The sequence below is a fragment of the Exiguobacterium sp. LL15 genome, from assembly GCF_024436095.1.
GTDB classification, from domain to species: Bacteria; Bacillota; Bacilli; order Exiguobacteriales; family Exiguobacteriaceae; genus Exiguobacterium_A; species Exiguobacterium_A indicum.
In genome coordinates this window covers 31,382-46,106 of the sequence record NZ_JANFNX010000004.1, presented here as the reverse complement: position 1 = coordinate 46,106, position 14,725 = coordinate 31,382, and the positions used below count along the sequence as shown (strand labels likewise).

The following is a 14,725-nucleotide window of genomic DNA, read 5'->3' as shown; positions in this document are numbered from 1 at the left end:
AAAAGACCGGGCGTCGCACCCAGTCTGCGTGATTATTCCCAGTAACGAGGCTCAGATTCCTCTTCGCTTTCTCCAAGTTCAAAGGTGAGGCGACGTGTCGTCGGATCAACAGAGAACGTGGCGTTCGTATTGTCGATCTGTTTGATTTCCATCGTTTCCTCATCCAAAATGAGAGTCAAGCGGACCTTATCTTCGTGATCTACGAGCAGTACGCCATCTTCCTTCAACCATAAATCGATGACAGGAGAGTAGCGAAGTGTCCAACCGTTTGATAAAGGGATTTCGTTCATAATGAATCTGTTCCTCCTAGGTGATGAAATCGTGTTCTTTACTTATCATGCTGGTCTGTCGCGGAGAATGCAAGTGGTGTACTCGAATCTCGATGAGGATAGCCGATTTGATAAGATTGTTCTCGTTTCTTCATCCGTTCGTACTGTTTTTTGACACGACGGTGTTGAATGTATTCAATGTAAGTCAGATAGGACGTACGGATCAACTGGCGGATCGATGATAGTGACAGACAAATCGCTAGTGTAAAGACGAACACACCGATCGAACTCGTATAATAACCGGTAACAAAACTTAAGTATGTAGTGATGAGACCCGTAATCGTCGTAAATAAGTAGAAGAGCACGTCCGTTTCCTCCTCAAAAATTAAAATGATGGCATGTTCATTATAATTCGAGGTCAAACGCAATTTTCCTTTATCGTCCTGTAAATGTCCGGAAAAATAAAAAATCCACACGGAAGGTGTAGATTTTAAGGGCGATCGATTTGCTGAAGCGCTGGTGTCTTCGGTGTCATATCCGTACTGTTCGATCCTTCTGCGAAGACAATTCCAATCGTAGCAAGGAACGCAAAAAATGCAAAAACCAATGTTTTCGTGAAGCGTCGTGCGAACGAACGCGATTGAATGTTATGAAACATTTTTATCCCCCATATTTACCTAAACTAAACCTTCTTTTTCCTGTTATTTAATCATATATCTTTTTTTCAAAAAAATCACGCAAATGTGTTCCGTTCACAAATATGTCACAACTGTCACCATTGTGTTGATATCAGAGATGAATGGAAAAAGAGTATAGTATAGTAGGGAAAGAACAGCAGAACGATTCACAAGGACTGGAATCGATTCAAATACAGAGAGGAGATGACCCGAAATGGGATTACGCGCAGGACAGGTTGTCACATTAAAAGTAGAACGCGAAGCAGAGTTCGGAGTGTTTCTGACAGATGGAAATGAAGACGTGTTGTTGCATAACAATGAACAAACACGGAAAGTAGCCCTCGAAGAAGAGGTAGAAGTCTTCTTGTATCAAGATAATGAAGGGCGTCTAGCATCATCGATGACGATTCCAGAAGCTTCATTTGAAGACTATGTCAAGACGACGATTAATGGGACACGCTATAACACAGGAGTGTTCGCGAACATCGGTATTCAAAAAGACGTTCTCGTCTCACTCGACGATTTGCCGCAGCGCCGGATGTTCTGGCCAGAAGAAGGCGATCAACTCTTCATTCGTCTGAAACATGATCAGAAGCTTCGGTTACTCGGAGACCCTGCACCTTATGCATACTTCAACTTACGTGCGAAGCCAGCTCCAGAGGAGTGGAACAACATGGACGTCGAAGGTCTCGTCTTCTCACAACGTGAACCAGGCGTTAACGTCTGGGTCAACGATCAATCGATCGGATTCTTGCATGAACGTGAGATGGAACGTTGGCCGCGTCTTGGAGAAGTCTTGAAATTACGAGTGACAAATGTAAAACCAGATGGTACAGTATTACTTTCAGCACGACCACGTGCCTTTGAAGCCATTGATACAGACGCGGAGTTGATTCTGAACCATCTACTTGAACATGATGGTCAGATGCCGTATGGTGATAAGACAGCTCCCGAGACGATTGATGAAGTATTCGGTCTCAGCAAGGCAGCATTCAAACGAGCGCTCGGTCGCCTGTTGAAAGATAAAAAAATAGAAAAAAATGAAACGGGTATTCGGTTGACGAAATAATCGGACCGAGTAAGCCTGCGTTTCGAATAGATAGTAAGGAATTCATCATTTTGGTGGTTGCGGCTGGTTTGATTACCGGCGACCATTTACTGAATATACCCCATCACTAGTGGGGGCACGCGATGACGTACATCGCACGGTCCGGGCACTTCGCCTTTCCCTCGCCCTTATGGCAACGATTATGATGGTGACTTCCCTAAACATTATTATAAGAGAAACCACTCTATCTTTATGTGATAGATTCTGTTATAATAGGTAGTCGATTGTATTCGTTACGGTAGCGTCTGTTTAGTGGCAGACGCTTTTCATATGACAAAGGAGAGTATTTAGCATTGACAACATTTCGTGAATTAAATCTTAGTGAGGCACTTATCAAAGGTGTCCTAAAAATGGGCTTCGAAGAAGCAACACCAATCCAAGCAGAAACAATTCCAGTCGGACTCAGCGGCGTTGACTTAATTGGTCAAGCACAAACAGGTACTGGTAAAACTGCAGCATTCGGTATCCCAACAATCGAGCGTCTTGACGCAAAATCACGCAACATCCAAGCGTTGATTCTTGCTCCAACACGTGAGCTCGCAATCCAAGTAGCAGAAGAATTGAACCGGATCGGTGAAGTAAAACGCGTTCATGCACTTCCTGTTTACGGCGGTCAGCAAATCGATCGTCAAATCCGCGCACTTCGCAAAAATCCACAAATCGTCGTTGCGACACCAGGACGTTTGATGGACCACATGAACCGTAAGACGTTGAACCTCGATCACGTTCAAACGGTCATCCTTGACGAAGCAGATGAGATGTTGAACATGGGATTCGTCGAAGACATCGAGAAAATCCTCGGTGCACTTCCTGAAACACGTCAAACACTCTTATTCTCAGCAACGATGCCACCACAAATTCGTAAAATCGCAGATCGTTTCATGACGACTCCGACACACATCAAAGTCAAAGCAAAAGAAATGACAGTTGAAAACATCGACCAGTCATTCATCGAATTGAAAGAAAGCCAAAAATTCGACGTTCTTTGCCGTTTGATCGACACGGATTCTCCGGAACTCTCAATCATCTTCGGTCGTACGAAAAAACGTGTTGACGAAATGACTGAAGGTTTGATCCAACGTGGATACACAGCTGACGGTTTACACGGTGACTTAACACAAGCAAAACGTGACCAAGTCATCCGTCGTTTCAAAAAAGGAACGATTGATATCCTCGTCGCGACAGACGTTGCAGCACGTGGTCTTGACATCTCTGGTGTCACACACGTCTACAACTTCGACGTCCCACAAGATCCAGAGAGCTATGTTCACCGGATCGGTCGTACGGGTCGTGCTGGTAAAACAGGATCGGCTGTCACATTCGTTACACCACGTGAATTCGGTCAAATCAAAACAATCGAACGTGTCACGAACAAAAAAATGTCACGTCGTCATGCACCAACACTTGATGAAATCTTAGAAGGCAACTTGAAGCTTGCTGCACAAGAACTCATCAAACGCGTTGAAGCAAAAGACTCAAAAGAATATACGACACTTGCACAAGAACTCTTAGAAGAGTACGAAGCAGTGGAACTTCTTTCAGCAGCACTTAAAGGATTGACGAAAGAGCCGGATGCAACACCAGTCCAAATCTCTTCAATCGAACCAATCCGCGTGAAACGTTTCGGTAGCAACGGTGGTGGAAACCGTCGTCCTTACGGAAACAAAGGTGGAAGTGGAAGCGGCAACCGCAGTGGCGGATACCGTGGAAACAACCCACGCGGTGGCGAGCGTCGTGAAGGTGGTCGTTCATCTTCTTCATCAGATCGTCGTGAAGGCGGTTATGCTGGACGTAGCAACCGTAGCGAAAGCGATCGTAACCGTGGTGGACGTAAACCACGTTTTGAAAAGTAAACGATTCGAACCGATTTGTCACAGACAAGTCGGTTCTTTTTTATGATTTATCTGAGCGGTCATGATAAAATGAGCCATGAACGATAGGGAGAGGGCTGAATCATTCGTGTATACCATTTATGTAGCAGCATCCGTCTGTCTCGTTGCACTGATCGTCGCGACGAAAAAGATTTGTGAGCGGACGACAAAAGGACATTTTCGTTATATTCCGTTGGCGACCTTATTATTTGGCGGCATCATCTTTCTTGTGCTAGCCATCGGTAAGGGAGGAGCCGTCGGAATCCAATACGGTGTCCTGAGTATCATCTACTTGACGGCGACATTCGGTGTGTACTTGTATATCGCATTGCGGAAAGATACGACGTTATCGTAAAACAGGGGCTCTCTCGTTACAGAGAGGCTCTTTTTTTGTTAAGATAGAACAAGAGTACAAGGGGGGAATAGAATGGATGCATTAGATGTTATCGTTCATCCCGAAGAGATAGAGGCATGGTTTCAACCGATCGTAGGCGCTGCCCCTTTTAAGGTGGAAGGGTATGAAATCCAGTCCCATTTTCGTGGAGAACCGTTAAAACCATTTTTTCAGGAAGACGATGTTCCAATCGAGTATCAACTCGAAGTCATGGGGCATGTCGTCCGTCAAGCATTCCAAAAAGTACCCTCCGATGCACAAGCGTTTATTCTGATCCGTTGCCGTCCAGCTTGGCTGTTTGAAAACGGTGGGGAGGACTTCTTGCATGTCTTACGGACGGTCGACTCGTCGTTTCCAAAAGAGCGGATGTACGTTACTTTGACGGACGTCCAAGTCGATGATTTTGACCGTCTGGGTCGGATCGTCGCGTATTACCAGAACTCTGGACTGAAGGTAGCGCTGGACCGTGCGGAAGCAACGAGTCTTGAACGTGTCTTTTCGATGTCGCCGGATATGTTGATCGTCGATTTATCCTCCATGATTGAAAAAAAGACCGTCTCAGCGTCGTATCCACATCTCTTACAGACGATGGAGCATCTTTGCGACCAGCTTGGAGCGCCACTTTTGTATAAGAATATCAGTCATCTCGGTCAACTTCGGTATGCGTGGCAACACGGAGGACGTTACTACATGGGGAATCTACTTGGAGAAGCATCACCTGAATGGGTCATGACCTGTCCTGGTATGGAAGTGTTGATCCATGAAGTCCCGATGTTTTATAAATATGATCGCGAGCAGATGAATCGCTTGTTTCAGCTAGAGCAAGACTGGACGGTTCGATTTAATGAAGATTGTCAGTCCTTGAAGCCGGAGCAAGATCTCGATCAATGGTTGCTGACGCTCGCCCGGAAGATGGAGCCGGAATTCATCCGGTTTTATATCACGGATGCGAATGGATTCCAACAATCTTCAAACGTCAGTAAAAAGAGTGGGGAGTGGAAACTGTATTCCTTCTACAAAGGGTACAACTGGAGTTTCCGTCCTTACTTCATCCGGACGACGGTAGCGATGGAACGAAGACATAGTGGATATTTGTCCGAACGGTACGTCGACTTCAGCTCGAGTGAACAAACGCGGACATTTAGTATGCCGCTCAGTAATGGGATGTTCTTATTTGCGGATATCTCTGCAGATTATCTATATCAAGAACGATTGAGTGAATGAGGAGGAAATGAAAGTGTTAGATTATGATTACGAGGCATTACGAGAAATTGGACGAATCGTCGCCATGGCACGCGATGAGATGGCGGATGCCGTCAAACCGGGAATCACGACGAAGGAACTCGATGACATCGGAGCACGCATCCTGAAGGAACAGGGAGCAGAGTCTGCTCCAATCGTCATGTACGATTTCCCAGGAGCGACATGTATCAGTGTTAACGATATCGCAGCACACGGTATCCCAGGGAAGTATGTCATTCAAGAAGGTGATATCGTCAATGTCGATGTCTCGGCTGTGAAGAACGGTTACTACTCGGACACAGGGAAGACGGTCATCGCAGGAGAAGCAAAACGTCCGGAAGATGTCCGACTCGTTGAAGTGTCATTGACGGCGCTTGAGAAAGGACTTGAAAAAGTCAAAGCCGGAACGAAGGTCAACCAGATCGGAAAAGCAATCTATGCCGAAACACGTAAGAGCGGTTTCACGGTCATCCGTAACTTAGCGGGACATGGTCTCGGTAAGACACTCCATGGTGAGCCAGAATCCATCTCGAACTACTTCAATCGTGAAGAGAATGATTTGTTGAAGGAAGGGCAAGTCATCGCTGTCGAGACGTTTATTTCAACAGGAGATGAGTTCTGTATCGAAGATGAGCGGGACGGTTGGACGTTATACACACCGAACCGGAGTCTCGTCTCACAATTCGAGCACACGGTCGTCGTCTTAAAAGACGGGTATGAGATTTTGACGAAAGTCGAAGGCAAAGAATCGTTCTAAGAAAAGCTTATATAGTAAAATACGAAAAAGAGACAATGGAAGTCAATCCATTGCCTCTTTTTTGTTGTAGTACTCCTATTATAAGGATATCCGGGACGTTGCCAATTTGTTTAACTGTGACTCGGATACGGCTGGAGCGGAATAACGAATGTGTCCGTGTTCGACATGATACGGAGTCTCAAGCAAATCTTCTTCGAAATAATCGGCAGTACTTGCCATATCAATCGGATAAGCGAGTCCAGGAAGTGTTGCAAAAGCAAGGGTCTGACGACGCCCGATACCGCTCTCGAACATCCCACCGAGCCAGTAGGGTGCTTTTGTTCGAAGGGACAAAGCGTTCGTCAGTCCACCGACGCGTGCCGGCTTGATGTTCAGAATCTGACCAGCTTGGAGCGTCTTCATCAACTCGGCATCCACTGGAGCGACGATGGATTCATCCAGACAAATGGGTGTCTGTAAGAGTATAGCGAGACGTTGATGTCCGGACCAATCCGACGCTGCGAGCGGCTGTTCCATCATAACGAGACCGAATGAATCCCACTGCTGTAATAGAGGGAAGTCTGCTTCAGTGAAGCTGCCGTTAGCGTCAAACATCAAGGGCGCATCAGGGAAAGCGGCACGTACTTGCTCAAGAACGACGGTATCCGTCGGAGCGAGCTTCAGCTTGATCCGTCCATATCCGGAAGCGATCGCTTGTCCGACGGCTTCGACGGTCTGTGCTGCAGAAGCCCGTCCGAGTGCTTTCCCGCAAGGTACGAGAGATGATTCATCACCTCCGAGATACGTGGCGAGCGATTGACCGGTAGCTGCTGCAAATAATTCATAGATCGCTCCTTCGAACATCGCCTTTGCCATCGGATTACCTTGCACGATGCGGAAACGATTCGTAACGTCTGCTGGATGATGGAGCGGTTGTTCAAGTAACCGATACAGCAGTGGAGCAATTCCTTGGAGGGAGTGTTGTGTTTCCGATGTATACCACGGTGTATCGAACGCGACACCTTCCCCGTAACCCACTCGTCCTTCCGAATCGGTCAGACGCAAAATCGTCGTCCGGCGTACTGTCAGCGTCGAGAGGGCGGTTTGCATCGGACGACGAAAGACGAGCGGAACATCGAACAGTTCGGCAGACCGGAGAGTGATACTCATAATGACTCCTTCAGTTGCTTCCGTAATAGTTTACCGTTCGCATTGCGTGGCAGCGCGCTACGATAGATATAATCAACCGGACATTTATATTTAGCGAGCAATTGACTGATTTCCGTTCGGATGATGACTTCATCGAGTGTACTGACAATGAAGGCGACCGGAACTTGTCCCCATTTAGCATCAAATCGTCCGACGACACCTGCTTCTTGAATTCCATCAATCGAGAGAAGTGCTGATTCGACTTCAGCTGGATAAATGTTTTCCCCACCTGAGATGATGAGGTCGCTTCGACGATCGAGGACATAGAGGTATCCATCGGCGTCCAGACGTCCTAAGTCACCAGTCTTGAAAAAACCATCTGCCGTAAAGGCGTCTGCCGTTTTCTCTTCCTCATGAAAATAGCCTTTCATGATCGTCGGTCCTTTGACTTCGATTTCTTGATGACGTGTAATGCGAATTTGTGTCGGATGAATCGCTTGTCCGGCCGATCCAATCTTTCGTAAGGCATCCTCAGGCAAGAGGGTTGCGATTTGAGAAGCGGTTTCCGTCATCCCGTATGTCTGCATGACCGGGATATTGCGGTCGAGTGCACGCGTCAGAATCGGTAATGGTACAGGACCGCCTCCTGTCAGTACGACGCGAAGTGCGTGGCGACGTAGCCCGGCTTCGAGCAGCCGATCAAGCATGACCGAGACGAGTGAGACATGGGTGATTTTTTCCGTCGTAATCCAGTGTAAGGCGCGTTCTGGCGAAAAATGTGGCTCAAGAATGATTGGTACTCCATAGATGACTGCCCGGTAGACGACAGCTAATCCACTCATGTGGAACAGCGGCGTGACGATCAAAAAACGATCCTCTGGCAGTGATCCGATATGACGCGCGGCGTTCGTCGCACTCGAGAAATGATTCAACATCGTTTGTTCGACGGCTTTCGGATGTCCGGTCGTACCACTCGTAAAGAGCATCGATTGGACGTATTGCTTGGGCATATGGCGTATTAACAGGTCAGGTGCTTCTTTTTCATAAGAGAAAGCCACGCACGGGATCTTTGTATCAAGTGTCCGGTCCGTCACGATGAGCCGTACATCTGCCTGTTTGAATTGACGTAACACTTCTGTCTGCGTCAAACGTGTGTTGATCGGGACGACGGTCAATTCAAGCAATTGAGCTGCGTGAAGAGCGACGATGTAGCGCGCACTCGATGGACCGTAAAGGGCGATCCGGTCTCCGCGTGTCACGATCGTCGCCCAAGTACTTGCTAAGCGATGTGCGCGTGTATATAGTTCGGACCACGACCAACGCTCTGTTTCCGTAATGAGTGCGATGTCATCCGGCTGTTCTTTTGCCCGTGTATAGATCCAAGGATACAAAATAGTCACTTCCTTTTGAGATGAATATACGAAAAAGGTTCAATGTCGTAAGACGATTGAACCTTTTTTTCATTATGGGAAACGTGGGAACTGTCCGAAGTCCGGGTTGCGTTTTTCTTTGAACGCATCGCGTCCTTCTTTTGCTTCGTCCGTTGTGTAGTACAACAACGTTGCATCTCCTGCGAGTTGCTGAATCCCTGCAAGACCATCTGAATCAGCATTGAATGCCGCTTTGAGAAAACGAAGAGCCGTTGGCGAATGTTGAAGGATTTCAGCGCACCATTGAATCGTTTCTTGCTCGAGATCTGCGAGTGGGACGACCGTGTTGACGAGTCCCATATCAAGTGCTTGCTGTGCGTCATATTGACGGCAGAGGTACCAGATTTCACGCGCTTTCTTGTGTCCAACAACGCGTGCGAGGTAACCAGAGCCATATCCAGCATCGAATGAACCAACTTTTGGACCAGTTTGTCCGAAGCGGGCGTTGTCTGCAGCGATCGTCAAGTCACACACGAGGTGAAGGACGTGTCCGCCGCCAATCGCATAACCTGCGACCATAGCGATGACTGGTTTTGGGATGACACGAATCAAACGTTGAAGATCAAGAACATTCAAGCGTGGAATTTCATCGTCACCGACATATCCACCATGTCCGCGCACCTTTTGATCTCCGCCAGAACAGAATGCGAGATCGCCTTCACCTGTTAAGATGATGACGCCGACATTTTGATCGTCACGTGCACGTGAAAATGCGTCGATGAGTTCGTGGACCGTGTGTGGTCGGAACGCATTGCGAACTTCAGGACGGTTGATCGTGATTTTCGCGATCCCGTTCCATTGTTCATATTTGATGTCTTCATAGCTGCGGGCTGATACCCATTCCGGAGCATATTTCATGTGAATTCCCCCAATATGTTAGTGATGAATAAGTAGATTCTCTACCATTGTAACAAACTTTTGCGGTTGGTCGATATGTGGGGCGTGCGAAGCGTGCAAAATCACGTGAATTTTTTCAGGTGATGCCGCTCGTGAAGCGATGGCACGGAATTTTTCATCCTCTGCCCCGACGATCCAATCAATCTCTTTCGGAAGGCATGACCATAGGGATGGCATGCTTCCTGTACCTTGTGCACGTAACGAAGCACTCAGACCTTCCACCGTTTGGGACAGGCGCTCCTGACGCAGTCGCGTACGTTGCGATTCCGGCAGAAGGGCTTGGGGTTTAAATAGTCCAAGTGTCTCCCAGTGATCGATGAAAGCTTCGAGTCCGCCTTTTTCGAGTCGCTCCGCAAGCACTCGATCGGATGTACGACGTACTTTTCGCTCGATTGCCGTCTGGATACCCGGTGTCGTACTAACAGCGATCGTCCGAGCGATTTGCTCAGAGACGACGCTCAGCATTAAAGCGATTCGTCCACCCATCGAATATCCGAGGACGATCCATGGCTCGGATCGCATAGCGAGCAGTGCCTCGAGATCCTTGACCTGTTGCGTCAAACGCATTCGTTGCTCAGACGCCGGTGTCGTTTTTCCATGCCCCATCAAATCAAGGCGATAGACGGTGAAGTGAGGCGATAAATGCTCACTTAGCATGTCCCACGTCGAGAGCGAGCCTGTAAAACCATGAAGCAATAGGAGCGGTGGACCCGATCCCTCGATTTTCACATGATACGTATGCCCACGCAAAATCATTGGAACACCTCGGCTAACGCATGATTCGTCACGTCCCAGATCGAACGGTGCATCTGTACGTTTTCTGTTCGTGTCGTCTTGACTTCAAGAATCCGAGTGACGTTCGTCTCTTCCGCAAGTGCTTGACGTAACGCGGCGATGGAATCGATCGCCTGATAGGTTACGCCATATCCGGAAGCGAGAGAAGCGAAGTCGAGATGCTGCGGTGTACCGAAAAGTGGTTCGAACACCTCTTGCTCGAGTTGCTGTTGTGGTAAAAAGCTAAATATTCCGCCACCCGCATTGTTGACGAGAATGATCGTTAACGGAAGCGTCCGTGCTGTCATCAGACCGTTGATATCATGAATGAACGCTAAGTCGCCGACGAGTAAATAGCGGTGTGTGGCGTCAAACGTTGCTCCTAGAGCGCTTGAGAGAATGCCGTCAATTCCGTTCGCACCTCGGTTCGCGAGTAGACGAAGCGGTGTTCCTGTCGGTAGGAACGTATCGACATCCCGTATCGGCATACTGTTCGAAACGAAGAGACTTCCGTCCTGTAACGTCGTCAATGCACGGACGACGTTATATTCCGTCATCTCCTCTTGATCGATTGTCGCAAAAGCAGCGGCGACGCGTCGCTCCGCCTGTTGCAACAGTGTCAGATACGCAGGATCATGCGGAACAGATTCATGATGCGCGAGTTGTCGCGCGTGACCAATTACGAAATCCGAATGAAGCTGTGGATCGCGCCAGTTTCCTGGATGACCGACGACCGTCGTCGGAATATCCCGAGACCAAAGCAGATAAGGTTTTGACGTCGGCATGGCACCGAAACGAATGATTCGGTCTGGTCGGACGTGCTGAGCGGTAGCGGAATGTTTGAGCCATGTATCGTAATAGGCAAAAACGTGAGCATCATGCGATTGTCGTCCTTGACTGAGTGGATCCGCCAACACCGGAATCCCTGCTTGTTTCGCATACGAGATGACAACCTGACTGTCCGCCGCAGTAAGTTGTGGTCCAAGTACAAAAAGAAGACGCTCTTCTTGAAGTGCGGTCGCTAAAGCGTTGTTTACGCCCGGTATCGGTTCAGGTAATACACCGACCGGACGCCCTGTCCGTAAGAGATCGAGTTCCGGCACGAGCGGTTCACGTAACGGAACATTGATTTGAACCGGGCCAGCTGGTTCCGTCAGAGAGAGTAGGGTTGCACGTTGTGCAACATGAGCGACGTAAGGAAGGCTCGCTTCTTCTGCTAACGGAAGATCAAACGCATGCCGAACCTGCTTCCCGTAAAGATCGACCTGATCAATAGCTTGTGGCGCACCGACATTCCGTAATTCATGTGGTCGATCGGCGGTCAAGACGATCAGCGAAAGTTCAAAGATGTTCGCTTCGGTAACTGCTGAATAATAGTTCGTCGCAGCGGTACCGCTTGTACAAATCAACGCAACGGGACGAACGCGTTCTTCCGTCCGTGTTAGACCTAAAGCAAAAAAACTAGCCGACCGTTCGTCAACAAGGACGTGGGTACGGCTAGAAGGATGCAGAAAAGCAGCAATGGCAAGTGGTGTCGAACGGGAACCGGGACTGATGACGAAGTCCCGGACACCAGAAGCGACGAGCGTATCGATTAACGTGTGCATCCACTTAGTCAACATAAATATCATCCTTTTCAATCGAACCGATGTGTCCAAGTGCTTGTACCATCGGTGATAGTTTAGTTTCCGTCTCTGCCAGTTCACTATCGAGATGAGAGCCTTCGACGAGACCGCAACCGGCGTAAAGAAAGACCGCCCGTTCTGTAAACAATCCAGATCGAATGGCAACGATGAATTCCCCGTCATCCTGTCCGTTCATCCAACCAACAGGTGAACCGTACCATCCTCGTTCGAACGTTTCGATTTCTTGGATGGCATCGACTGCTAACTGCTTGGGCTCGCCCCCAAGTGCAGGTGTCGGATGCAGTTTTTCGATTAATTGAAATAACGTCACATCTTCTTTTAAATGAGCTGTGATCGGTGTATAAAGATGTTGGATATGGCGATTCTTCAAGAGAATCGGCGTATCCGGACAATCCAGTTCCTCTGAAAATACAGATAATGTCCGTTCGATCGAATCCGCGACGATTCCGTGCTCTACCCGGTTCTTTTGATCTTGTAATAACGATTGACCGAGTGCTTCGTCCATCTCATCCGTTGCGTGGCGTGGTGCAGAACCAGCGACGGCTGCCGTTTCAAGACGACGTCCACGTTTTAAGACGAGTCGTTCCGGTGTAGCGCCGATAAAGGCTTCTTCCGGATTTGGTTGGAAACAGAAGACGTAGCTGCCGGGCTGCGTATCTTCGAGTTCAGCGACGACAGCGGCTACGTCGAGTGGACGATCCAGCTCATAGACGACTTCGCGCGCCAGGACGATTTTTTCAAGTGTCGTCTCCAAGTAGTGCATCGCTTGATGGAACGAAGCTTCAAAGGCTTCATTCCCATCTCGCGATAGTCGTAAGCGCGTGACGCCTGCGGCAGTCGATGGTTGCGGTTGATTGACTTTGGCGAAATCGAGTGCGAGTTCATTTAAGATAGAATCGACTTGATCCATTGGCTCGACGCGAGCAAAAATCGTCACACGTGTCTTGCCATCTTGTTCTAGAAATAAAAACTTCGGAATCGTCATCGAAGCGTCTCCGAAGGAAGACCAACGATAATCCGGTTGTTTAAGTTCGGTAAACGAAAATCCGCTGAACGCAAATAAATCATGACCGACATGATCGCGATTCAAGTTTGCCCATTGCGATTGAATTCGTAAAAAACGATCCGTTCCTGAAGCCTGAAGTTGTTGTACGATGCCAAACCCGATGGCCCGCATCGAGCGATCAGGTGTCGCGAAATAAAATCGTTCCTCGATACCCTGTTCGAGGGAACGCATGTCAGTTGCTTCGATTTCCCATGAATACGAAGCGAGTATAGGTCGTTGTGAGGCGTTCGCCTGACTGACGGCCTGTTCGATACACTGTTTTAGCTCTTGTTGAGCGTAAGCCATACCGCTCATTGCCCCCTAGTCTATAGATACTGTGATATGTTTCACTTAATCTAAGTGTAAACTTTTTGCGGACAAAAAAGAAGGAATAAGCTATCTCGGATTGAACATTGACAGCAAAAAACGAAACCCGATACACTTAGACAGGAAAGGGGTTATTATATGAATAAATCAATCGCTGTCTATTGGCGAATGACACGACCGCATACATTAACAGCAAGTTTTGTTCCGGTCGTCGTCGGTACGGCAGTTGTCGCACCACGCGTGGAATCGATACGCTTGGATTTGTTCGTGGCGATGTTGATCGCATCGATGTTGATTCAAATCGCAACGAATCTGTTCAATGAATACTACGATTACAAACGTGGTTTAGATACGGAGGAGTCGGTCGGAATCGGTGGATCGATCGTTCGTGACGGATTCAAGCCGGGAACGATCCTAGCGTTCGCACTTACATTGTATGGCATCTCGGCATTACTCGGTGTGTATCTGTGCATCGAGACATCGTGGTGGTTACTTGTCGTAGGACTCATTTCGATGTTCGTCGGATATATCTATACAGGAGGACCGCTTCCGATTGCCTATACACCGTTTGGAGAAGTCGTTGCAGGCTTTTTCATGGGGTATATTATCATCGCGATTTCGGCGTACTTGCAAATTGGTTATGTTCCGACAGAAGCCGTTGCGATTTCGGTACCAGTCGCCATCTTGATTGGTTCAATCCTACTTGCGAATAACATTCGGGACTTGGATAATGATAAGGTCAACGGACGAAAAACGATTGCCTGTCTCGTCGGACATCGCCGTGCCGTGTACGTCTTGATCGGATTTTTTGCGGCAGCTATCCTGTCTCTCATTATTGCTGTACTCGCATTTGACGTTTCATGGTTTGCGTTACTCGCGTTATTGAGTATTCCGCTCATGATCAAAGCAGTACGTCTCTTCTGGGAAGACTTACCACCGGAAAAGCTGATGCCTGGCATGGCACAGACCGGTAAAGTGAACACGATTTTCGGACTCTTACTCGCAATCAGTCTCGTGATCGCGAATATCTAATCTTTAATCAAAGCAGCAGGCGATCCGCTTGCTGCTTTTTTAACGTGAAGATAACGAACAGTTAGAAAAAAACTACTTCGGTTGTCACTGATTTAAAATTTTACTATAATTGAAGCAATGTGCCTGAA

Annotated in this window: 15 protein-coding genes; 6 read left to right on the top strand and 9 right to left on the bottom strand. The window is 48.1% G+C overall.

Going from position 1 to position 14,725, the window contains the following annotated elements; translation table 11 throughout:
* Positions 1-32: 32 nt before the first annotated feature.
* The 3 genes from NOM72_RS14545 to NOM72_RS14535 form a co-directional block, all read right to left on the bottom strand.
* Entirely contained in the window at positions 33-290 is a 258-nt protein-coding gene (locus NOM72_RS14545) for a hypothetical protein (RefSeq protein ID WP_023467272.1), read from the bottom strand.
* A gap of 38 nt (positions 291-328) precedes the next feature.
* Entirely contained in the window at positions 329-634 is a 306-nt protein-coding gene (locus NOM72_RS14540) for a hypothetical protein (protein WP_023467273.1), read from the bottom strand.
* A 125-nt stretch (positions 635-759) separates the two neighbouring features.
* Positions 760-927: a hypothetical protein gene (locus NOM72_RS14535; protein ID WP_023467274.1), complete on the bottom strand. Its 168-nt coding sequence runs from the start codon at positions 925-927 to the stop codon at positions 760-762.
* Between the two features lie 233 nt (positions 928-1,160).
* On the opposite strand from NOM72_RS14535, the gene NOM72_RS14530 reads away from it, so the two are divergent.
* The 5 genes from NOM72_RS14530 (at position 1,161) to map (ending at position 6,318) form a co-directional block, all read left to right on the top strand.
* The gene (locus tag NOM72_RS14530) at positions 1,161-2,015 is read left to right on the top strand and encodes a CvfB family protein (RefSeq protein ID WP_255999391.1); all 855 of its coding nucleotides are present in this window, start codon (positions 1,161-1,163) and stop codon (positions 2,013-2,015) included.
* A gap of 332 nt (positions 2,016-2,347) precedes the next feature.
* The gene (gene cshA / locus NOM72_RS14525) at positions 2,348-3,907 is read left to right on the top strand and encodes a degradosome RNA helicase CshA (protein ID WP_035398788.1); all 1,560 of its coding nucleotides are present in this window, start codon (positions 2,348-2,350) and stop codon (positions 3,905-3,907) included.
* Between the two features lie 106 nt (positions 3,908-4,013).
* Entirely contained in the window at positions 4,014-4,280 is a 267-nt protein-coding gene (locus NOM72_RS14520; protein WP_023467277.1) for a hypothetical protein, read from the top strand.
* Between the two features lie 72 nt (positions 4,281-4,352).
* Positions 4,353-5,543, top strand: a complete 1,191-nt coding sequence (locus tag NOM72_RS14515) for an EAL-associated domain-containing protein (RefSeq protein WP_023467278.1) — start codon at positions 4,353-4,355, stop codon at positions 5,541-5,543.
* A gap of 13 nt (positions 5,544-5,556) precedes the next feature.
* Positions 5,557-6,318: a type I methionyl aminopeptidase gene (gene map, locus NOM72_RS14510; RefSeq protein ID WP_023467279.1), complete on the top strand. Its 762-nt coding sequence runs from the start codon at positions 5,557-5,559 to the stop codon at positions 6,316-6,318.
* Positions 6,319-6,396: 78 nt separating this feature from the next.
* Here map and menC read toward each other — a convergent pair whose 3' ends face one another.
* The 6 genes from menC to NOM72_RS14480 all read right to left on the bottom strand — a co-directional run bounded on the left by menC (position 6,397) and on the right by NOM72_RS14480 (position 13,544).
* Positions 6,397-7,467 (bottom strand): o-succinylbenzoate synthase, encoded by a 1,071-nt coding sequence (gene menC, locus NOM72_RS14505; RefSeq protein WP_255999390.1) that lies wholly within the window; start codon positions 7,465-7,467, stop codon positions 6,397-6,399.
* Positions 7,464-8,846, bottom strand: coding sequence for an o-succinylbenzoate--CoA ligase (gene menE / locus NOM72_RS14500; protein WP_255999389.1), 1,383 nt, complete (start codon positions 8,844-8,846; stop codon positions 7,464-7,466). The genes menC and menE overlap by 4 nt, the downstream gene beginning before the upstream one ends.
* Before the next feature lie 63 nt (positions 8,847-8,909).
* On the bottom strand, positions 8,910-9,734 hold the full coding sequence (menB, locus tag NOM72_RS14495) for a 1,4-dihydroxy-2-naphthoyl-CoA synthase (protein WP_023469886.1): 825 nt from the start codon (positions 9,732-9,734) through the stop codon (positions 8,910-8,912).
* Between the two features lie 18 nt (positions 9,735-9,752).
* The gene (gene menH / locus NOM72_RS14490) at positions 9,753-10,529 is read right to left on the bottom strand and encodes a 2-succinyl-6-hydroxy-2,4-cyclohexadiene-1-carboxylate synthase (RefSeq protein ID WP_055966678.1); all 777 of its coding nucleotides are present in this window, start codon (positions 10,527-10,529) and stop codon (positions 9,753-9,755) included.
* Positions 10,526-12,169, bottom strand: coding sequence for a 2-succinyl-5-enolpyruvyl-6-hydroxy-3-cyclohexene-1-carboxylic-acid synthase (menD, locus tag NOM72_RS14485; RefSeq protein ID WP_255999388.1), 1,644 nt, complete (start codon positions 12,167-12,169; stop codon positions 10,526-10,528). Before menD ends, menH begins: the two co-directional genes overlap by 4 nt.
* Positions 12,159-13,544, bottom strand: a complete 1,386-nt coding sequence (locus NOM72_RS14480) for an isochorismate synthase (protein WP_255999387.1) — start codon at positions 13,542-13,544, stop codon at positions 12,159-12,161. The genes menD and NOM72_RS14480 overlap by 11 nt, the downstream gene beginning before the upstream one ends.
* Before the next feature lie 159 nt (positions 13,545-13,703).
* Between NOM72_RS14480 and NOM72_RS14475 the strand changes: the two genes are divergently transcribed.
* Positions 13,704-14,597 carry a 1,4-dihydroxy-2-naphthoate polyprenyltransferase gene (locus tag NOM72_RS14475; RefSeq protein WP_023467284.1) on the top strand — a complete coding sequence of 298 codons (894 nt, stop codon included), beginning with the start codon at positions 13,704-13,706 and terminating at the stop codon, positions 14,595-14,597.
* Positions 14,598-14,725: the final 128 nt, after the last annotated feature.

Excerpts from the sequence above, each read along its gene's own strand:
- menH (WP_055966678.1), bottom strand. The coding sequence starts at position 10,529 with ATGATTTTGCGTGGGCATACGTATCATGTGAAAATCGAGGGATCGGGT.
- NOM72_RS14515 (WP_023467278.1), top strand. The coding sequence starts at position 4,353 with ATGGATGCATTAGATGTTATCGTTCATCCCGAAGAGATAGAGGCATGG.
- menD (WP_255999388.1), bottom strand. The coding sequence starts at position 12,169 with ATGTTGACTAAGTGGATGCACACGTTAATCGATACGCTCGTCGCTTCT.
- NOM72_RS14480 (WP_255999387.1), bottom strand. The coding sequence starts at position 13,544 with ATGGCTTACGCTCAACAAGAGCTAAAACAGTGTATCGAACAGGCCGTC.
- menC (WP_255999390.1), bottom strand. The coding sequence starts at position 7,467 with ATGAGTATCACTCTCCGGTCTGCCGAACTGTTCGATGTTCCGCTCGTC.
- NOM72_RS14475 (WP_023467284.1), top strand. The coding sequence starts at position 13,704 with ATGAATAAATCAATCGCTGTCTATTGGCGAATGACACGACCGCATACA.
- NOM72_RS14545 (WP_023467272.1), bottom strand. The coding sequence starts at position 290 with ATGAACGAAATCCCTTTATCAAACGGTTGGACACTTCGCTACTCTCCT.
- NOM72_RS14535 (WP_023467274.1), bottom strand. The coding sequence starts at position 927 with ATGTTTCATAACATTCAATCGCGTTCGTTCGCACGACGCTTCACGAAA.
- menB (WP_023469886.1), bottom strand. The coding sequence starts at position 9,734 with ATGAAATATGCTCCGGAATGGGTATCAGCCCGCAGCTATGAAGACATC.
- NOM72_RS14530 (WP_255999391.1), top strand. The coding sequence starts at position 1,161 with ATGGGATTACGCGCAGGACAGGTTGTCACATTAAAAGTAGAACGCGAA.